We start from the raw sequence: 18,058 nt of genomic DNA, 5'->3' as shown, positions 1-18,058 counted from the left end.
TCGGGCACGCCGCCGCATCAGACCGATACGAGACCACCCGAGAGGCAACCCCATGACCCGTACCCGTACCGCACTGCTGCTGACCCTGGCCCTGGCCACCACGCCCGCCCTGGCCCAGCAGGATGTTTCCAAGGTGAACGGCAGCGTTTCCGCCGACGCCGGCCAGGCCTATGGCGACCTGGAAACCGTCAACGGCAGCGTCAGCATCGCCGCCGGCGCCACTGTCGAGGACGCCAGCACCGTCAACGGCAGCATCACCGTGGGCGACAAGGCCCAGGCCGCCTCCCTGGAGACCGTCAACGGCGCGATCCGCATCGGCAAGGACGTGCAGGTGCGCAAGGATGTGGAAACCGTCAACGGCAGCATCTTCACCGACCGCGGCACGACCATCGGCGGCAACGTCGACACCGTCAACGGCGCCATCGGCCTGGTCGGTACCCAACTGGCCGGCGGCATCGAAACGGTCAACGGCGACATCACCGTGGGCATCGGCTCGCACGTGAAGGGCGGCATCAAGGTGGAGAAGCCGCGTGGATGGAGCATGAAGCCCCGGCGCGATCCGCGCATCATCATCGGACCGAACGCCGTCGTCGAAGGCCCGCTGGTGTTCGAGCGCCCCGTCACGCTGTACGTGCACACCAGCGCCAGGATCGGCGCGGTAACCGGCGCCACCGCCAAGCCGTTCAGCACCGACACCGCGCCGACCGAGTGAATCCGCGCACCGGCGGGGCCGGCACAGGTCCGGCCCGCCGGTTATGGCTAGAATCGGGATTCCTTTCGTTGAGGAATCCCGATCGATGTCCCGCAAGTTGATGCTGGTGCTTGCCGCCACGGCCGCATTGGCCGCGTGCAAGCGCGAACCCGAGGCGCCCGCCGCCGCGCCCGAAGCCGCCACGCCGCCCGCCGCGGCGCACACCTTCACCGCCGACATCACCGAGGCCGACTTCGCCGACATGGTGAAGGCGCTGTCGTCCGATGAATTCGAGGGCCGCGCGCCGGGCTCCGTGGGCGAGGAGAAGACCACCGCCTACCTCGAAGCGCAGATGAAGCGCATCGGCCTGCAGCCGGGCAACAACGGCAGCTATTTCCAGGACGTGCCGATGGTGGAAACCACCGCGGACGAAGCCGCCACCACGATGACCCTGGCCACGGCCAAGGGCGACCACGCGCTGAAGTTCGGCACCGACTACGTCATCGGCACCCGCACCGGTCAGACCGAGGTGAAGCTGGACGCCAGCGACATGGTGTTCGTCGGCTACGGCGTGGACGCGCCGGAACAGCAGTGGAACGACTACGCCGGCCAGGACTGGACCGGCAAGACGGTGGTGATGTTCGTCAACGACCCCGGTTTCCACGCCAAGGACGGAGCACTGTTCGGCGGCAACCGCATGACCTACTACGGCCGCTGGACGTACAAGTTCGAAGAAGCCGCGCGCAAGGGCGCCGCCGCCGCGCTGATCGTGCACGACACCGCCGGCGCCAGCTATGGCTGGGACGTGGTGAAGAACTCCTGGGCCGGCCCGCAGTACGACCTGCCCGCGAAGGACGATCCGGAGAAGCGCATCCCGCTGCAGGGCTGGCTGAGCGCGGAAGCGGCCAGGCAGCTGTTCGCCGACGCCGGGCTCGACCTGGACGCCGCCTACGCCAGTGCGGGCAAGCGCGGCTTCAAGCCGGTGCCGCTGAAGGCCAAGGCGACGGTGTCGCTGAAGAGCAGCATCACCGAGAAGACCTCGCGCAATGTGATCGGCGTGCTGCCGGGCGCCACCAAGCCCGACGAAGCCGTGCTGTACATGGCGCACTGGGACCACCTGGGCAAGCACGAGGGTGAGGAAGGCGACAACATCTATAACGGCGCCGTCGACAACGCGACCGGCGTGGCCGGCATCCTGGAGATCGCCGAAGCCTTCGCCCACCAGGATCCGAAGCCTGCGCGTTCGGTGGTGTTCGTGGCGGTGACGCTGGAGGAATCGGGGCTGCTCGGCTCCAAGTACTACGTCGCCCACCCGACCTTCCCGATGGACAAGATCGCCGGCGTCATCAACCTGGACGCGATGAGCGTGGGCGGCAAGTCGCGCGACTTCGTCGTCACCGGCAAGGGCAATTCGGAGCTGGAGGACATGCTGAAGGTCTACGCGGACCAGCAGGGCCGCGTACTCACCGAGGAAGGCAACCCGGCCGGCGGTTACTACTTCCGCAGCGACCACTTCAACTTCGCCAAGGCCGGCGTGCCGGCGCTGTATGCCAAGGGCGGCAACGACCTGCTGGAAGGCGGCGTGGAAGCCGGCAAGGCGGCGAGCGAGGAGTACGCCAAGCGCTACCACCAGGCCAGCGACGAAATGCACGAGGGCTGGAAGCTGGACGGCGTGGTGCAGGACCTGCAGGCGCTGTACGGCGTCGGCAAGGACCTGGCCGTCGAAGACAAGTGGCCGAACTGGTACGAAGGCAACCCCTTCAAGGCCGCGCGCGACACGATGATGAAGGCGGAGCCGGCCAAGCAGTAAGCCGCGTTCCGATGCGATATGAAAACGGCGCCGAAAGGCGCCGTTTTCTGTTTCTGGTCCTGCGACCGACCCTCGAACGCACACCGTGGGAGCGACGTAAGTCGCGATGAAGCACCACAAATCGCCCATCGCGACTTACGTCGCTCCCACGACAATCCCGCCTCCGGTACTCCATCCATTGCGCCCCCTCGCATGCCTCCTCCGGCGTCGGGGGAAGATGCAAGCATGGACGCCAACCGACTCCCCGCACTACCCTGCGCCATCCTCGGAGGGAAACGTCATGTCGATCGCTTACTGGTGCATCCTGGTCACCGCGCTGCTGCCGTACCTGTGGGTCTTCATCGCCAAGCGCTCGGGCGATCGCTACAACAACCGCAATCCGCGGGCGTGGATGGCCAAGCAGGAAGGCAACTACAAGGTGCAGCGCGCCAATGCGGCGCACCTCAACGGTTTCGAGGCGTTCCCGGCGTTCGTGGCCGGCGTGCTGATGGCGCAGCTGGCCGGCGTGCCGGCGGACACCATCACGCCGCTGGCTATCGGTTTCGTCGTCGCGCGCGTGCTTCATGGCGTGTTTTACCTCACCGACAAGCACTCGCTGCGGAGCCTCTCGTGGCTGGTCGGCATGCTGTGCGCCGTGGGGCTCATGGTGCTGGCGGCGCTGCGGGTCGCGTGACCCCTGGATCAAGGTCGGCGCGCGGCACCAAGAGGTCTTCCAGGAAGAAGGCGGCCAGCTCGGACCGTCCGGCCAGCCCGGCCTTGGCATAGATCGACGCGGACTGCGCGCGCACCGTCTTCTCGTGGGTGCCGCGCAGATCCGCGATCTCACGCAGCCCCAGGCCCTTCAGCAGCAGGAAGGCGACCTCCTTCTCGGCAGGCGACAGACGCCATCCATCCAGCTGCGCGTCGATCGAGCGCGACAGCCCTTCGACATGACGTCGCGCCTGCTGCCGCCAGGCCTCGGCCTGCGCACGCACCCGGCTGAGGTCTTCCGCCTGCCGGACCAGACGGCGGCGCAGGCGCAGCGTGCTGCGCAGCAGGTGCACGGCGCCCAGCAGGGCCAACCCGGCCGCCAGGATTTCCAGCGCCACGTGCCAGGCGGAAGCGCCCTGCCCTAGGTCGCCCACGACATCCATCACCACCAGCAGCGCGATCAGCAGCAGGACGCCCGCGATGACGCCACGTTCGCTGCCCTGCAGGGGACGACGCTCAACCGTGGGGGACATCCTCGGCCCGCTCCTCGCGCGCATGCGCTTCATGTTCGGCCTGCTCATCGTCGGCCCCACTCCGTTCCCCGGACCCCTCGTCCGCCTCGCGGAGCATCAGCGTCTGGCCGAAGAGCGTGACCTGGCCACGGCTGGCATCGTAGCGACTCGCAACGCCTGCGCCCACCGCCACCAGCACCGCGACGAACGCCATCGCCACCCCCGCGTGCGGGCGCACGTCGGTCTCTCCGGCGGGAATGCCGCGCTTGCGCCCGGTCACCATGCTCAACGGAAGCGCGTCGCGGTGTCGCAGTACATGCACCAGCACGCCGGCCACGTGCAGCAGCGCCACGGCCAGCAAGGCGTTGGCGAGCACCTCGTGCACCTCCTCGACCGCGTGCGGCGCCACGCCCGCGACCATCGCCAGTCCGGTGGCCGCCATGCCCAGGCCCAGCCCCATCATCACCAGCGCCGCCCAGCTGGAGGCGGGGTTGTGTCCCGCCCACGTCCGCGCCTGGCCGGACAGCACGCCACGCAGGTAGCCCACCAGCGCGGCAGGGCTCAGGCTGAAATCCGACAGCCGGGCGTGACGCGTTCCCGCCACCCCCCACACCAGGCGCAGCAGCACCGCCGCCGCCAGCAGGCCGCCGGCCAGCATGTGCAGCACGAACCGTGGCGACGCGTCGTCGACCGTACTGCCGATGGTGTACGCGGCGACGAACAGGCCGGCGAAGGTCCAGTGGAAGACCCGCGTGGGCAGGTCGTAGATGCGGGGAGAGGACATGGCGACGCGCTCCAGGGGAAGGGTGCCCACCTTCGCGCCGGCATGCCGCGGCGTCATCGGACAAATGCCGCATCCCTTCCGCATCAAGGCGTTACCGGATCAGCGCAGATCCTCTTCCCAGCCGAACAGAGCGAAGGCCTTGCGGAACTCCGCATCCAGCGGCGCCACCGCCTCGATCCTTTCGCCGGTGGCCGGGTGCGGGAACGACAACCGCACCGCGTGCAGCAGCATGCGGTGCACGCCCTGCATGCGGAAGTGGCGGTTGTGCCGCCCATCACCGTGGCTGGTGTCGCCGATCAGGTGATGGAAGGCGTGCTTCAGGTGCCGGCGGATCTGGCGGAAGCGTCCGGTCTCCGGCTGGCAGCGCAGCAGCGCATAGCGCGAAGTCTCGAACCCCCCCGACGGCAGCGGCAGCTCGCCCGTCGCCAGACGCACGAAGCGCGTCACCGACGGCTTCTTCTCCGGCTTGCCCGGGCCGCCATCGAGCGGATGGTCGACGGTGAACGCCGGTTCCGGCCAGCCCCGGCAGAGGGCCAAGTAGTCCTTCTCCACGGCGCGCGACATGAACACCTTGCCCAGCGCCGACGCACTGTCGCGGTCGAACGCCACCAGCAGGCAGCCACTGGTGGCGCGGTCCAGCCGATGGATAAGGAAAACGGGCTTGCCGAACTGCACACGCAGGCGGTCGGCGACGAAGTCGGTCTCGCCGCCCGCCAGCTTGCTGTCGTGCGCCATCACGCCCGCGGGCTTGTCGACCACCGCGATCTGCGCATCCGCATACAGCACGGGCAATGCGCCGTCGTCCGTCTTCGTCTCACGGTAATCCATGAATCTGCGCGCCTTTCGAATCTGCGAAACTCGGGGTTCGCCGCACGCGATGGACGCACGCGGCCCCGATGGAGAATTGAGGATGAAGTCACCCCGTTTCATTGTCGCACTCGGCCTGGCCGTGACGCTCGCCCTGGGCCAGCCGGCCTGGGCCGATGCCCCCGCCACGCTGCCCAGGGGCGTCGCCGCCGGCCCCAGCATCGAAGGCATCAGCGAGTACACGCTGCCCAACGGCCTGCGCGTGCTGCTGTTCCCCGACGCCACCAAGCCCACCGTGACCGTCAACCTGGTCTACGGCGTGGGTTCGATGCACGAGAACTACGGCGAGACCGGCATGGCCCACCTGCTGGAGCACCTGCTGTTCAAGGGCACGCCCACGCAGTCGGACATCAGCGGCGAAATGAAGAAGCGCGGCATCGACTTCAACGCCACCACCGGCCTGGACCGCACCAACTACTTCGCCTCCTTCCCGGCCAACGCCGACACCCTGGAGTGGGTGCTGAAGATGGAAGCCGACCGCATGGTCAACTCGAACGTGGCCAGGAAGGACCTGGACAGCGAGATGACCGTGGTACGCAACGAACTGGAAGCCGGCGAGAACAATCCCGCCGGCGTGCTGTTCCAGCGCATCCGCTCCACCGCCTTCCTGTGGCACAACTACGGCAACACCACCATCGGTGCGCGCAGTGATGTGGAAGGCGTACCGATCGACAAGCTGCAGGCGTTCTACCGCCAGTGGTACCAGCCGGACAACGCCACCCTGGTGATTGCCGGCCGTATCGACAGCGCCGACGTGCTCGCCCGCGTGGCGCGCCACTTCGGCCCGCTGAAGAAGCCCGCGCGCGCACTGCCGCGCTTCTACACCACCGAACCCGCCCAGGACGGCGAGCGTGAGGTCACCGTGCGCCGCGTCGGCAACCTGCGCCTGGTCGCGGCCGCCTACCACACCCCCGCGCTGGCGCACCCCGACAACGCGCCGCTCAGCGTCCTGGCCAACGTGCTGGGCCACACGCCCGGCGGGCGCCTGCACAAGGCGCTGGTGGAAGCCAAGCTGGCCGCGGCCGCCGGTGCCAATGGCGAGTCCATGCGCGACCCGGGCCTGCTGACCGCCATCGCGGTGGTACCCAACGACGGCGATGCCGCCAAGGCCGAGGCCGAACTGCTGACGCAGGTCGAGCAACTCGCCGCGCGCCCGATCACCCAGCAGGAAGTGGACGAAGCCAAGCAGCGCATCGGCAACGCATACGAGCTGTACTTCACCGACGTCAATGCCGTGGGCATGGGCCTGGCGGAGTTCCAGTCCGCCGGCGACTGGCGCCTGCTGTTCACCAGCCGCGATGCGGTGGAGAAGGTCACCGTCGCCGACGTCAACCGCGTCGCCGCCGCCTACCTGAAGTCCAGCAACCGCACGCTGGGCCGCTTCGTACCGACGCCCGCGCCGGACCGCGTGGAGATCCCCGCCGCACCGCCGGTGGCCACGCTGGTCGATGGCTATACCGGACGCGCGGCGGTCAGTGCGGGCGAAGTGTTCGACCCCTCGCCGGCGAACATCGATGCGCGCACCCAGACCTTCACCCTTGGCGACGGCCTGAAGGTCTCGCTGCTGCCGAAGAAGACCCGCGGCGGCACCGTCATCGTCGATGCGAATTTCCGCTTCGCCGACGAAGCCGCGCTGAAGGGCCGCGAAGGCGCCGCCGGCATCGCCGGCGCCATGCTGATGCGCGGCAGCAAGACCATGACGCGCGAGCAGATCGACCAGCGCCTGGAGCAGCTGAAGACCCAGGGCAGCGTGGGTGGCGGCCTGCAGGGCGCCACCATCGGCCTGCAGACGCGGCGCGAGCACCTGGCCGACGCGTTGGCGCTGGCGGCCGACGTGCTGCGCAACCCGGCGTTCCCTGAGAGCGAATTCGAGCAGCTGCGCACGCAGGCCATCACCGGCATGGAGGCCTCGCGCTTCGAGCCCGGCGCCATCGCCGGCCGCGCCCTGGCGCAGTACTTCGATCCGTGGCCGGCCGGCCATCCGCTGCGCAACCGCACGCTGGACGAATCGCTGGCCGAACTGAAGGCACTGAAACTGGAGGACGTGCGCGCGTTCCATCGCGACGTCTACGGCACTGCCCACGGCGAGATCGCCATCGTCGGCGACTTCGATGCCGCCGCCGTGCGCGCGCAGCTGGAACAGCTGTTCGCCGGCTGGAAGAGCGGCAAGCCGTTCGCCTCCATCCCCACGCAGTACACCGATGTGGCGGCGAAGCAGGCCCGTTTCGAAACCCCGGACAAGCCCAATGCCGTCCTGCTGGCCCGCCACAACCTGCCGCTGAAGGTCACCGACGCCGATTATCCCGCGCTGGTGGTGGCCAACCGCATCTTCGGTGGCGGCGCGTTGAAGTCGCGCCTGGGCGATCGCATCCGTCAGCAGGAAGGCCTCAGCTATGGCGTCTCCAGCGGCGTGCGCGCCGACGACAGCCTGACCGGCAAGGACGATGCCGGCAGCTTCAGCATCCAGGCCATCGCCGCGCCGGAGAACATGGCGAAGGTCGAGGCGCTGGTGCGCGAGGAGCTGGCCAGGCTGGTCAAGGACGGCATCACCGCCGAGGAGTTGAAGGACGCCGTGGCCGGCACGCTGACCGAGCGCCAGCAGGCGCGCGCCGAGGACGGCACCGTCGCCGGCATGCTGGCCGACCAGCTGTTCTACGGGCGCACCATGCAGTTCACCGCCGAGCTGGACGCGAAGTACGCCGCGCTGACGGTGGACCAGGTGAACGCCGCGATCCGCACGTACTTCAAGCCGGACGCGCTGAGCGTGTTCCTGGCGGGCGACTTCGCAGGGAAGGCCGGAGCAGCGGCTACCGCGGCGCCGACGAAGTAGACCGCACGACGTGACACGGAACGGCCCCGCAAGGGGCCGTTCTTGTTTACAGGCCCGCGTCGTGGCCTTCTGCCCAGACAGGGTCCGGCGCCCGATAGGCGTCACATGAAGCACGCGAGGGGCCGCGGGCCATCGATGGGGCTCGGGGCGTGATCGATGGGGCTCGGAGCACCCTCTCTCTCACATTGAGCTCCATCCGCGAGGCTCGGAAAGCCATCGATGGAGCTCGGAGCGCCATCTCTCTCACATTAAGCTCCACCCGCGAGGCTCGGAAAGCCATCGAGCGAGCTTGGAGCCCCATCTCTCTCACATTGAGCTCCATCCGCGAGGCTCGGAAAGCCATCGATGGAGCTCGGAGCGCCCTCTTTCTCACATGGAGCTTCGCTCGCGAGGCTTACGGCAACCGCAGTGTCACCACCAGCGGGAAGTGGTCGGACGGGTACCGATGGTTCCAGCGCGTAGTCACCGAGGTGATCGACTCCAGCTGCGCGCCGCGGACGAAGATCCAGTCGATGCGCCGGTCGGCCTTGCCGGTGAATCCATGGAAGGTGGCGTCGATGCCCTCCACGCGCGGCGCGGTGGTCCAGGCATCCTGCAATGTGCCGGCGAGCACCGCATGCGCGTCGCTGTCGGGCGTGGTGTTGAAATCGCCGGTCAGCACCACCGGCACATCGTCCGGCAGCGTCGCCAGGTGGCGCGCGATGGCCTGCGCGCCCTTCAGGCGCGCGGCTTCATCCTCGTCGCGGTATGGCAGGTGGGTGTTGAACAGGTAGAAGCGCCTGCCGTCGCTGCGCTGTTCGAACAGTGCCCACGTCACCATGCGGGGATGGGGGTGGCCCCAGGTGATGCTGCCCGCCACGTCGGGCGTGTCCGACAACCAGAAGTCGCCGGACTCGATGACCTTCAGCCGATCCTTCCGGTAGAACACGCCCATGTGTTCGCCGCCGCCATCGGCCTCGCGCCCGCGGCCGAACCAGGCGTACTGCGGCAGTTCGCGTGCGAGGTAGTCGGCCTGCGCCTTCACCAGTTCCTGCAGGCCGATCACGTCGGGCTGCTGCTCGCGCAGCATGCGCACGGCGAGTGGTTTGCGCGTCTCCCAGTAATCCACGCCGTCGCTCTCCGCGGGCAGGCGGATGTTGAAGCTCATCACCGAAAGCGGATCGGTGGCACGTGCCTGCATCGACGCGAGGCCCAGCAGGCCTGCCAGCACCAGACTCCAACGGCTCATGAGCGATTCCACGATGGCGGGCCGCCATTGTCGCGCAGGCACCGCTTGAACCGCGAGCGAACGCGGGGACGGCCTGCGTCCACCGCTGGCGTTGGCTCGTGCAAGATGCGCCCGTCGGAAGAAGGAAACTCGATGCTCGCAAACACCCTGATCTTCGTTCTGGCCACCGCCGCGTCCGGCCAGCCGCCTCCCCCCGTGACCCTCACCCTCGACACGGGCACGCAGGCACCTGCGGATCCGGTAACCGCCTGTGCGGCGCGCCGCCTCAAACCCTTTGTCGGCCCGTACGGCGTACAGCAGGCGTGGCCGGTGATGGCATCGCCGCCCGCGGGGCTGCATCACACGATGGGAACCCCGCTGTCCGACACCGGCATGATCGCCGACGGCTACCAGCAGTTCCTGCATGTCGACACCGCTGCACGCGCGGTCTACGTGGTCGAGCAGGGCGGCTTCGCCGGTACGTTCAAGGTGTATGGTCCGTTGCCGCTGCCGCAGTGCGCGCCCGGCGCCGATACCGGAGCGCAGCCGGCGTCGCCGCGCTGAGCGGCGACGGGAGCCCGTCCTGGGAGCTCGGGTTTACGCCGAACGCCGCTGGCCGCCGTGCGTGCCCTCGGCGATTTCCTCCACCAGTTTGGCGCAGAACGCGGGCAGGTCCTTCGGCGTGCGGCTGGTCACCAAGCCCTTGTCGACGATCACCTCGTCGTCTTTCCAGTTCGCACCCGCGTTCTCCAGGTCCTTGCGGATGTTGGGCACCGAGGTGACGGTGCGGCCACGCAGCACGTCGGCATTGGCCAGCACCCAGGGGCCGTGGCAGATCGCACCGACCGGCTTGCCGGCCTCGAAGAACCCGCGGGTGAAGGCCAGCGCCTGATCGTCCACGCGCAGCGCATCGGGATTGAACAGGCCGCCGGGAATGACCAGCGCGTCGTAGTCCTTGGCCGACACCTCGGACAGCACATGATCCACTTCGACCTGATCGCCCTTGTCGAAGTGCTTGAAACCCTGGATGCGGCCACCGTCCAGCGAGACGATGTCCACGTCGGCCTTGTGCTCGCGCAGCGCGCGCAGCGGCTCGGTGAGTTCGGACTGCTCGAATCCATCGGTAGCGAGGATGGCGACGCGCTTTCCGGTGAGATGGCTCATGGCGTGTGCTCCTTCAGTGGGGAAGAGCGACCACCGTAGTCCCCGCGATGCGCACGAGGCGCGAAGGAATCGTTGCGAACGCGTCAACGCGCACGGACGCCGTGCTTCAATGGCGCTCCCGTTCATCACCCAGGGCTTCCGGATGGCGCGTCACTTCAGCGTGGTGCTGCGCAGCGTGCTGGCACTTGCGCTCGCCGCGGTTGCGGTGCCGCTGGTGAACCTGGCCGGCGGCGAGCTCGCGGACCTGCTGCGACTGCCGCGGGGCGGTGATGCGCGACTGGCCTACGACCTGCTTTGGGTGTTCCTTGCCGGAGTGGCGGGCAGCGCGCTGATGGTCGGCATGGCCGCGGTGGCGAAGACGGCACACGCATGGGTGTTGTTCGCGCTGTATCTGGCACTGAGCCTCTACGTGACGGTGATGGCGTGGGACGACTTCCCGCGCTGGTTCACCCTCGCCTGCCTGCTAACGTTGCCCGTGCAGGTCTGGCTGGGGTGGTGGCTGGTTGTGAAGCGAGGAACGAGTGCAGAGGAGTGAGTAGTGAGTAGAGGCGTCCGAGCTTGCACTCACTCCTCACTTCTCTGCCCTCACTTCTCGCTTCACCGCCTGGGCCACGCCGCCAGCAGGGCCCACAGGCCGCCGATGCCGGCGATCCAGGCCGAGGCCGGGACGTCGAGCAGGCGCGGACCGCCGGCTTCCAGCGCATACAGCACCGCCGCGACGATCAGCAGGCCCACGCCGAGGATGGCGGCCACCACGCGGCGCTGCAGGCCTTTCATGGTCTGCGTCAGTTCGGTGAGGTCGCGGGACCGCATCGACAGTTCGTGGCGGCCCTCCACCTGCTGGCTCAGCCACGCATGCACCAGGCGCGGCATGTCCGGCGCGTGGGTCATGATCTCGGGCAGGCGCTTGCGGAATTCCTGCGCGGCACGCTGCGGGCTGTAGCGCTCCACCAGGATGCGTTCCAGCACCGGCTTGGCCACGGCCCAGATGTCGATCTGCGGGTCCAGCTGGCGGCCCACCCCTTCGATGTTGAGCAGGGTCTTCTGCAGCAGGATCAGCTGCGGCTGCAGGGTCAGTTCGTAGCGCTGCGCGGTGCGGAACAGCTTGGCCAGCACTTCGGCCAGCGAGATCTCGCTGAGCGGGCGGGTGAAGTACGGCTCGCACACCGCGCGCGCGGCGGCTTCCAGTTCGTCGATGCGGATGTGCGCGGGCATCCAGCCGGCCTGCACGTGCAGCTCGGCGATGCGGCGATAGTCGCGGTTGAAGATCGCCATGAAGTTCTCGGCGAGCCAGTACTGGTCGTCGCGCGAGAGCTGGCCCATGATGCCGAAATCCAGCGCGATGAAGCGCGGATCGGTCTTGCGTTCGGGATCCACCCAGATGTTGCCGGCGTGCGCATCGGCGTGGAAGAAGTTGTCGCGGAACACCTGCTGGTAGAACACGCGCACGCCCTTGGCGGCGAGCGCCTTGCGGTCGATGCCGGCCGCGTCCAGCGCGGCGATGTCGTCCGACGGGATGCCGCGCACGCGCTCCATCGTCATCGCACCCTGCGCCGTGTGCGACCAGATCACTTCCGGTACGTACAGGTCGGGCGACCCGGCCCAGTTGCGGCGCAGCAGACTGGCATTGCCGGCCTCGCGCTGCAGGTCGAGTTCGGCGGCCAGCGTGTTCTCGATCTCGGCGACGATCTCGCGCGGGCGGATCTTGTCCGCGTTGGGATGCGCGCGTTCGACGATGGCGGCGATGCTCTCCAGCAGCGCGATGTCGCCCGCGATCTGGCGGCCGATGTCCGGGCGCAACACCTTCACCACCACCTCGCGCCCGCCCGGCAGCGTGGCGGCGTGCACCTGCGCGATGCTGGCAGACGCCAGCGGCGTGGTGTCGAAGGTCTCGAAGGCATCGCGAATGTCGCGCGCGAGTTCCTGCTCGACCCGCGCACGCGCAAGTTCGCCGTCGAATGGCGCCACCCGGTCCTGCAGCAGGGTCAGCTCTTCGGCGATGTCGGGCGGGATCAGATCGCGCCGCGTGGATAGAATCTGGCCGAACTTCACGAAGATCGGGCCCAGTTCCTGCAGCGCCAGCCGCAGGCGCGCACCCCGCGGCTGCGCGGCGATCTCGGCCGATGCGCGCGGCACGAAGGGACGGGCCAGCCTCAGCCAGCGCTCGACCTGCGTGCCTTCCAGCAGGTCGTCGAGGCGGTAGCGCAACAACACGCGACCGATGCGGCTGGCCCGCAGCACCGACTTCATGCGCGGTGCTCCACGCGGGCGGCGAGGCGACCGATGCGCACGGCGAGGCGCTCGACGTCGTCGCGGATGGCGTCGACATCGTCATGGAAGGCATTGAGTTCCTCGCGGCCGACCACGTCGCGCGATTCCTCGGTGACGTACTCGGCGGCGCTTCCTGCCAGGCTGCCTGCGGCGGCACGCGCCTGCTGCAGGCCTGCGCGCACGGCATTGGCGACCTGCACGCCGACGATGTCGCCGAACACCCGGGTAAAGGGCAGCGACCAGTCGGGATCGAAACGGGTGGCCAGCGTCTGCAGGCGGCGCGCCAGCTCGGCGTCGCCGGACACCTTGACCTTGCCGACCGGCGTGGCGTGGTCGCGACGGAAGAACGGCAGTTGGCCCAGCAGGCCGCCCAGCGTGCCGCGCACGGCCAGGTCGGCCTCCAGCACTTCGCTGGCGGGGCCGACCTGCAGTCGGCCGCCCCCGACCATGATGTCCATCGCCAGGGATGGCGCGTCCACGGCTACCTGGATGCGACGTCCCTCCAGCGGACGCAGCGCGGCTTCGGTATCGGGATCCAGGGCGAGGGCGTGGTTGAGCGCGGTTTCCAGCGCACGGCCGGCGAGCGGCTTGAGGGCATCGAACGGAGACAGGTCCATGCGGCCATTCTAGCGGCAAAGCCTGCGCACCCCGCCCGCCCGTTCGCCTGCTTCATGCAGGCTCGGGGCGGGCTCGACGGCGTCCTGCCGTCCCGGCGGAGAGAGACGGTGAGGCGTCAGACGCGCTTGCCGCGCAGCAGCGAGATGATCGCCAGGATCACGAACACGACGAACAGCACCCACGCGATGTTGGTGGCGGCGCCGGCGATGCCGCTGAAGCCCAGCACGGCGGCGATCAGGGCGATGACGAAGAAGATGATGGCGTAGCGCAGCATGGAAACTCCCTTTGGCATGTGGCCAGTGGTACAGCCGTTAGTGGCGTGCGCCATGCTGGAATGCGGGAAGTCGTCGCCGCGTGATTGTCGCCCGGCGCGATATGGACGGCCTTCAGCGTCGTGATTCGTGCGTGAAGGCTTCAGGGGCTCGACCACCGCCCCTGTCCCGTCCGGAATGCCGTAACGGATCCGTCGACTGCGTGATCTCGCGGCACCACGCTCATAGGCGCGCATGCGGCGAGGTGTGCGAGCCGCGGGCTGAAGCCCCTTCTACACAGGATGATCGCGCAGCCAGGCCTTCAGGCGTTCGAAGCCTGCGTCCATCGACACGCGCGGCACGTAGCCGAAGTCACGGCGTGCCGGCGCCATGTCGTACCAGTGCGCGGTACTCAACTGCTGGGCGAGAAAGCGTGTCATCGGCGGTTCGCCCTTCAGCGGCAGCACCGTCCACAGCGCCTCGCACACCGCGCCGACACGGTAGGCCGCCTTGAACGAGAGGTGCTTGTCCACGTGCGGAGCGCCGGCCGTTTCCAGCAGCGCGTTGAGCAGCTTGCGCATCGGCCAGGGTTCGCCATTGGAGATGAAGTAGGCCTTGCCTGCGCAGGCGGCACCCGGCGCGAGATGGTCGAAAGCGTCGAAGTGCGCCTGCGCGGCGTTGTCGATGTAGGTGGTATCGACGTGGTTCTCGCCGCTGCCGACGATGCGCAGGCGGCCGGCGCGCGCGCGCGACACCAGCCGCGGCAGGATCTGGTGATCGCCGGGACCCCAGATCAGGCGCGGCCGCAGCGCCACTGTCGCCAGTGATGCGTCGTTGGCGGCGAGCACCGCCTTCTCGGCGATGGTCTTGGTGGTGGCGTAAGGTGCCTTGAAGCCTTCGCCGTACGGAACGCTGTCGGCAGTGCCGCCCTCCACCGGATGGGTGGCGCGATGGGTCACGCTGGGCGTGGAGGTGTAGACCAGGCGCGCGATGCCGTGCAGCCGGCAGGCATCCAGCACGTTCTGCGTGCCGACCACGTTGGCATCGTGGTAACTCTTGTAGCTGCCCCAGGCGCCGGCCTTGGCTGCATTGTGGAAGATCGCGTCCACGCCGTCGGCGGCATGCCGCACCGCGTGCGCATCGGCGAGGTCGCCCTGCACCTGGCCCACGCCGAGTTCGCGCAGCACGGGGTAATAACCGCGGTTGAGGCTGATGACCTCATGCCCGCGTTCGACCAAGCCGCGGCACAACGCCTGTCCCAGAAAGCCACCACCGCCGGTGACGAGGATCTTCATGCGTGCGGCTCCTTCTGCGCAGCGGCCCATGCGGCCAGCGTCTCGCGGCCGATCTTGGCGTTGTGGCGGATATCCACCGGAAAGCCCGGGTGCGGCAGGAACCTGGCGATGCGCGCGGTATGCGGATGACGTGCGCCGATGGCGCGCAGGTCGGCCTCCAGCCGCGCGCGGTCGACGCCGACACCCGGCTGCAGTTCGTAGCAGAGCACCGGCGTTTGGCGTCCGGGTTCGCCGACCCCGACCAGCGCGGTGCGGCGGACCTGGGGATGCGTATTGAACACGGGTTCGACCTGTTCGGTGTAGAGCGGGCCGTCGGCGGTTTCGACGCGCTGTGTCTTGCGGCCGCAGAACCACAGCCGGCCCTCGCCATCGAACCAGCCCACGTCGCCCATGCGGTGCACGATGCGCTCGCCACCGTCGGGCAGCGCTTCGCGGATCTTGGCGATGCGCGTGGCCGCATCGCGGCGAAAATAGGTATCGGTGGCGGTGGGACCGGCGACCGTGATTTCGCCGACTTCGCCATCGGGCACTTCGTCGACGTCGTTCCAGTCGGCGATCGGCGCATCGACGATGCGGATGATGCGGACTTCGTTCGGCGGCACGGCACGACCGACGCAGGTGCCGGCGCCGGCCTCGGTGGCGGCGCGCGTGGATTCCAGTTCGCGGCCTTCGATGACGGCAACGGGCAGGCATTCGGTGGCGCCGTACGGCGTCCAGAACTGCGCGCCCTCCGGCAGCAGGGTGCGGATCTTCGCCACGGTGTCCGGCGGCACCGGGGCACCGGCGGAGGTCACGCGCTGCACGGTGGGCAGCGGCGCGCCGTGGTCGGCCAGCACCTTCATCAGCGCCGGCGAGCCGAAGAGCTGGGTGACTCCGAAGCGCGCGATGGCCGCGTGCAGCTTGTCCGGATCGGCGCTGGCAGGACGCGTGGGGTCCATGTCGGGAATCACCGAGGTGAGCCCCAGCGCAGGATCGAACAGCGCGAACGGCGGGAACGTCGGCAGGTCCACGCCGCCGGGCTGCATGCCGAAGGCGTTGCGCAGCAACTCGATCTGGGCGACGAAATGACGATGGCGGTACACCACGCCCTTCGGCACGCCGGTGGATCCGCTGGTGAACAGGATGCCGGCGACATCGTCGGGCGCCGTGTCCGCGAGTTGCGGGCCGGCGCCGGCGCCGCGCGCCTCGATCTTCGCCAGCGTGGTGCCGCCCCAGGCCCAGCGCGGGCCTACGGTCACGATCTTCTTCGCCGACTTCGCCCAGCCCAGCACGCGGCGCGCGAACTGGGCCAGCGGGATGCCGATGAAGGCTTCGGGCTCGGCTTCGTCCAGGCACTGCTTCAGCGCGCGGCGGTCGATGCCGGGGTCGACCAGTACCGGCACGGCGCCGGCCTTGAACAGCGCGAACATCAGCAGGAAGAACTCCGGCGTGGGCCGCACCATCACCACCGTGCGGCTGCCGCGGCCGATGCCGTAGGCGCCCAGACCGGCCGCGATGGCATCGCTGCGGGCATCGAGCTGCGCGTAGGTGAGCTCGCGGGTGTAGCGGCCGGCGCCATCGGGGCAGCGCATGGCCACGCGGTCGGGCTGCTCGCGGGCCAGCCGGGGCAGGCTGGCGGCGATGTTGCACGGATCGGTCATGCGGGCATTGTCGCCGCTGGACGGTACTTGCGTCAGCCCGCGGCGTTGGCAGAATGCGCGTCCCGCCCGCGCCCAGCCGCCAGCCCGCCCCGATGCATCCCTGCCTGACCTGCGGCGCCTGCTGCGCCCATTTCCGCGTCAGCTTCCACTGGAGCGAGGCGGACCCCGAGCAGGGCGGCGCGGTACCGGCCGCACTGACCGAACCGCTGCGCGTGCACGAGCGGGTGATGCGCGGCACCTCGCAGAAGGACCCGCGCTGCGTGGCCCTGGATGCCGACATCGGCCGCTACAGCCGCTGCACGATCCACGACCGTCGGCCGTCGGTATGCGCGCTGGTACCGGCCTCGCTGGAGTTCGGCGAACGCAGCGCACAGTGCGACAAGGCGCGGCTGGCGCATGGGTTGCCGCTGCTGGTGCAGGCGGATTGGGCGGGCGTGGTGGAGGCCGAGAAGAATCCGTTGCCGGAGCTTTAAGCCTTCTCTCCTTGCGAAGGAATCAGGTCAATGGATGACGATCCAGGAAGTCGCGGATCAACGGCACCAGGATCTCGTGCTTGTCTTCCAGCACGTAGTGGCCGGCGTCTTCGTACGCGTGCACTTCCGCCTTCGGCAGCGCGGCACGGAAGCCGTCGAGGAAATGCCGGTCGAACACGAAGTCCTTCAGCCCCCAGCCCAGGAACGCCGGACGGTCGGCGAACGACGGCAGCGCCTTGCCGGCAGCCTCGAGCAGCGACCACGCCTTGTCCTGCGGCCCCAGCGGGATGTCCTGCATGAAGCGGATCGTGGCGATCCGGTTGGCCCACGTGTCATAGGGCGACACGTACGCTCGGCGCACGTCCGCCGGCATGCGGCGTTCCACACCGATCCATGAGGCGCCGGCGGAGAATGCGTTGAAGCCGCGGATGATCCATTCGCCGATGGTCCAGTCGCGGCCGAGCGCGATCTGCCAGGGCATCTTCTTCGCAGCGGGCATCGGAAACGCCGCGGTGTTGGTGATCACCAGGCGCTTGACCTGCGCGGCGTGCGAAAGCGCCCAGCCGAAACCGATCATGCCGCCCCAGTCGTGCACGGCCAGCGTCACCGGACCGGTGATGCCCAGATGGCGCAACAGCGCGGCCACGTCGTCCACGCGCGACTGCAGGGTGTATTCGTAGCGACTGTCGTCGGGCTTGTCGGACAGGCCCATGCCGATGTGGTCGGGCACGATGCAGCGATACTTGTCGGACAGACCCGCCACCAGCGTGCGCCAGTAGTAGCTCCACGACGGATTGCCGTGCAGCATCACCACCACCTCGCCGTCGCGCGGGCCTTCGTCGAGGTAGTTCATCGACAGGCCCGGGCGGACCTCGAAGCGCTTCGGATGGGAGGGGTAGCCGGGAAGGTTCATCGCGCGTCGCCGCCGTCAAAGAAAAGGGCCGGCGAACCGGCC

18 protein-coding genes are annotated in these 18,058 nt (G+C 68.7%); 7 read left to right on the top strand and 11 right to left on the bottom strand.

Going from position 1 to position 18,058, the window contains the following annotated elements; genetic code table 11:
* The first annotated feature begins 52 nt into the window (after nucleotides 1-52).
* The 3 genes from IAE60_RS04250 (at nucleotide 53) to IAE60_RS04240 (ending at nucleotide 3,174) form a co-directional block, all read left to right on the top strand.
* Entirely contained in the window at nucleotides 53-712 is a 660-nt protein-coding gene (locus tag IAE60_RS04250) for a DUF4097 family beta strand repeat-containing protein (RefSeq protein ID WP_187573994.1), read from the top strand.
* Between the two features lie 85 nt (nucleotides 713-797).
* Complete coding sequence (locus tag IAE60_RS04245; RefSeq protein ID WP_187573993.1) at nucleotides 798-2,501, top strand: M28 family metallopeptidase; 1,704 nt, start codon at nucleotides 798-800, stop codon at nucleotides 2,499-2,501.
* Nucleotides 2,502-2,781: 280 nt separating this feature from the next.
* Complete coding sequence (locus IAE60_RS04240) at nucleotides 2,782-3,174, top strand: MAPEG family protein (protein ID WP_187573992.1); 393 nt, start codon at nucleotides 2,782-2,784, stop codon at nucleotides 3,172-3,174.
* Here the strand turns inward: IAE60_RS04240 and IAE60_RS04235 are convergent.
* The 3 genes from IAE60_RS04235 to IAE60_RS04225 form a co-directional block, all read right to left on the bottom strand.
* A complete protein-coding gene (locus IAE60_RS04235) occupies nucleotides 3,143-3,724 on the bottom strand; it encodes a helix-turn-helix transcriptional regulator (protein WP_222937204.1) in 582 nt (193 codons plus the stop codon). The genes IAE60_RS04240 and IAE60_RS04235 overlap by 32 nt on opposite strands.
* Nucleotides 3,708-4,487, bottom strand: coding sequence for a cytochrome b/b6 domain-containing protein (locus tag IAE60_RS04230; protein WP_187573991.1), 780 nt, complete (start codon nucleotides 4,485-4,487; stop codon nucleotides 3,708-3,710). Before IAE60_RS04230 ends, IAE60_RS04235 begins: the two co-directional genes overlap by 17 nt.
* Before the next feature lie 99 nt (nucleotides 4,488-4,586).
* Entirely contained in the window at nucleotides 4,587-5,315 is a 729-nt protein-coding gene (locus IAE60_RS04225; protein WP_187573990.1) for a pseudouridine synthase, read from the bottom strand.
* A gap of 82 nt (nucleotides 5,316-5,397) precedes the next feature.
* Between IAE60_RS04225 and IAE60_RS04220 the strand changes: the two genes are divergently transcribed.
* Nucleotides 5,398-8,184: a M16 family metallopeptidase gene (locus IAE60_RS04220; protein ID WP_187573989.1), complete on the top strand. Its 2,787-nt coding sequence runs from the start codon at nucleotides 5,398-5,400 to the stop codon at nucleotides 8,182-8,184.
* A 394-nt stretch (nucleotides 8,185-8,578) separates the two neighbouring features.
* Here the strand turns inward: IAE60_RS04220 and IAE60_RS04215 are convergent, their stop codons facing one another.
* Nucleotides 8,579-9,412 (bottom strand): endonuclease/exonuclease/phosphatase family protein, encoded by an 834-nt coding sequence (locus tag IAE60_RS04215; RefSeq protein ID WP_187573988.1) that lies wholly within the window; start codon nucleotides 9,410-9,412, stop codon nucleotides 8,579-8,581.
* A gap of 132 nt (nucleotides 9,413-9,544) precedes the next feature.
* Here IAE60_RS04215 and IAE60_RS04210 point away from each other — a divergent pair, with 132 nt between their 5' ends.
* Entirely contained in the window at nucleotides 9,545-9,955 is a 411-nt protein-coding gene (locus IAE60_RS04210; RefSeq protein ID WP_187573987.1) for a hypothetical protein, read from the top strand.
* Nucleotides 9,956-9,988: 33 nt separating this feature from the next.
* Here the strand turns inward: IAE60_RS04210 and IAE60_RS04205 are convergent, their stop codons facing one another.
* A complete protein-coding gene (locus IAE60_RS04205) occupies nucleotides 9,989-10,555 on the bottom strand; it encodes a type 1 glutamine amidotransferase domain-containing protein (protein ID WP_162110016.1) in 567 nt (188 codons plus the stop codon).
* 109 nt (nucleotides 10,556-10,664) lie between these two features.
* Between IAE60_RS04205 and IAE60_RS04200 the strand changes: the two genes are divergently transcribed.
* Nucleotides 10,665-11,090 carry a hypothetical protein gene (locus tag IAE60_RS04200; RefSeq protein ID WP_187573986.1) on the top strand — a complete coding sequence of 142 codons (426 nt, stop codon included), beginning with the start codon at nucleotides 10,665-10,667 and terminating at the stop codon, nucleotides 11,088-11,090.
* Nucleotides 11,091-11,152: 62 nt separating this feature from the next.
* On the opposite strand, the gene ubiB is transcribed toward IAE60_RS04200, so the two are convergent.
* The 5 genes from ubiB to oleC all read right to left on the bottom strand — a co-directional run bounded on the left by ubiB (nucleotide 11,153) and on the right by oleC (nucleotide 16,630).
* Nucleotides 11,153-12,805 (bottom strand): ubiquinone biosynthesis regulatory protein kinase UbiB, encoded by a 1,653-nt coding sequence (gene ubiB, locus IAE60_RS04195; protein ID WP_187573985.1) that lies wholly within the window; start codon nucleotides 12,803-12,805, stop codon nucleotides 11,153-11,155.
* Entirely contained in the window at nucleotides 12,802-13,443 is a 642-nt protein-coding gene (locus tag IAE60_RS04190; RefSeq protein ID WP_187573984.1) for a ubiquinone biosynthesis accessory factor UbiJ, read from the bottom strand. Before IAE60_RS04190 ends, ubiB begins: the two co-directional genes overlap by 4 nt.
* A 116-nt stretch (nucleotides 13,444-13,559) precedes the next feature.
* Complete coding sequence (locus tag IAE60_RS04185) at nucleotides 13,560-13,718, bottom strand: DUF1328 domain-containing protein (protein WP_082563134.1); 159 nt, start codon at nucleotides 13,716-13,718, stop codon at nucleotides 13,560-13,562.
* A gap of 270 nt (nucleotides 13,719-13,988) precedes the next feature.
* Complete coding sequence (gene oleD / locus IAE60_RS04180; RefSeq protein WP_187573983.1) at nucleotides 13,989-14,990, bottom strand: 2-alkyl-3-oxoalkanoate reductase; 1,002 nt, start codon at nucleotides 14,988-14,990, stop codon at nucleotides 13,989-13,991.
* The gene (oleC, locus tag IAE60_RS04175) at nucleotides 14,987-16,630 is read right to left on the bottom strand and encodes an olefin beta-lactone synthetase (RefSeq protein ID WP_187573982.1); all 1,644 of its coding nucleotides are present in this window, start codon (nucleotides 16,628-16,630) and stop codon (nucleotides 14,987-14,989) included. The genes oleD and oleC overlap by 4 nt, the downstream gene beginning before the upstream one ends.
* 92 nt (nucleotides 16,631-16,722) lie before the next feature.
* On the opposite strand from oleC, the gene IAE60_RS04170 reads away from it, so the two are divergent.
* Nucleotides 16,723-17,103, top strand: a complete 381-nt coding sequence (locus tag IAE60_RS04170; protein WP_187574656.1) for a YkgJ family cysteine cluster protein — start codon at nucleotides 16,723-16,725, stop codon at nucleotides 17,101-17,103.
* A 22-nt stretch (nucleotides 17,104-17,125) separates the two neighbouring features.
* On the opposite strand, the gene IAE60_RS04165 is transcribed toward IAE60_RS04170, so the two are convergent.
* Nucleotides 17,126-18,016, bottom strand: a complete 891-nt coding sequence (locus IAE60_RS04165; protein WP_187573981.1) for an alpha/beta fold hydrolase — start codon at nucleotides 18,014-18,016, stop codon at nucleotides 17,126-17,128.
* Nucleotides 18,017-18,058: the final 42 nt, after the last annotated feature.

The organism is Pseudoxanthomonas mexicana, assembly GCF_014397415.1.
GTDB classification, from domain to species: Bacteria; Pseudomonadota; Gammaproteobacteria; order Xanthomonadales; family Xanthomonadaceae; genus Pseudoxanthomonas_A; species Pseudoxanthomonas_A mexicana.
The sequence above is the reverse complement of the archived record's forward strand: the minus strand, read 5'-3'. Positions and strand labels throughout refer to the sequence as shown.

Bases quoted from the DNA above. Each gene is read 5' to 3' on its own strand.
- IAE60_RS04165 (WP_187573981.1), bottom strand. From the start codon at position 18,016: ATGAACCTTCCCGGCTACCCCTCCCATCCGAAGCGCTTCGAGGTCCGC.
- oleD (WP_187573983.1), bottom strand. From the start codon at position 14,990: ATGAAGATCCTCGTCACCGGCGGTGGTGGCTTTCTGGGACAGGCGTTG.
- IAE60_RS04215 (WP_187573988.1), bottom strand. From the start codon at position 9,412: ATGAGCCGTTGGAGTCTGGTGCTGGCAGGCCTGCTGGGCCTCGCGTCG.
- IAE60_RS04190 (WP_187573984.1), bottom strand. From the start codon at position 13,443: ATGGACCTGTCTCCGTTCGATGCCCTCAAGCCGCTCGCCGGCCGTGCG.
- ubiB (WP_187573985.1), bottom strand. From the start codon at position 12,805: ATGAAGTCGGTGCTGCGGGCCAGCCGCATCGGTCGCGTGTTGTTGCGC.
- IAE60_RS04185 (WP_082563134.1), bottom strand. From the start codon at position 13,718: ATGCTGCGCTACGCCATCATCTTCTTCGTCATCGCCCTGATCGCCGCC.
- IAE60_RS04240 (WP_187573992.1), top strand. From the start codon at position 2,782: ATGTCGATCGCTTACTGGTGCATCCTGGTCACCGCGCTGCTGCCGTAC.
- IAE60_RS04235 (WP_222937204.1), bottom strand. From the start codon at position 3,724: ATGTCCCCCACGGTTGAGCGTCGTCCCCTGCAGGGCAGCGAACGTGGC.
- IAE60_RS04200 (WP_187573986.1), top strand. From the start codon at position 10,665: ATGGCGCTCCCGTTCATCACCCAGGGCTTCCGGATGGCGCGTCACTTC.
- IAE60_RS04170 (WP_187574656.1), top strand. From the start codon at position 16,723: ATGCATCCCTGCCTGACCTGCGGCGCCTGCTGCGCCCATTTCCGCGTC.
- IAE60_RS04205 (WP_162110016.1), bottom strand. From the start codon at position 10,555: ATGAGCCATCTCACCGGAAAGCGCGTCGCCATCCTCGCTACCGATGGA.
- IAE60_RS04220 (WP_187573989.1), top strand. From the start codon at position 5,398: ATGAAGTCACCCCGTTTCATTGTCGCACTCGGCCTGGCCGTGACGCTC.
- IAE60_RS04225 (WP_187573990.1), bottom strand. From the start codon at position 5,315: ATGGATTACCGTGAGACGAAGACGGACGACGGCGCATTGCCCGTGCTG.
- IAE60_RS04210 (WP_187573987.1), top strand. From the start codon at position 9,545: ATGCTCGCAAACACCCTGATCTTCGTTCTGGCCACCGCCGCGTCCGGC.
- IAE60_RS04245 (WP_187573993.1), top strand. From the start codon at position 798: ATGTCCCGCAAGTTGATGCTGGTGCTTGCCGCCACGGCCGCATTGGCC.
- oleC (WP_187573982.1), bottom strand. From the start codon at position 16,630: ATGACCGATCCGTGCAACATCGCCGCCAGCCTGCCCCGGCTGGCCCGC.
- IAE60_RS04250 (WP_187573994.1), top strand. From the start codon at position 53: ATGACCCGTACCCGTACCGCACTGCTGCTGACCCTGGCCCTGGCCACC.
- IAE60_RS04230 (WP_187573991.1), bottom strand. From the start codon at position 4,487: ATGTCCTCTCCCCGCATCTACGACCTGCCCACGCGGGTCTTCCACTGG.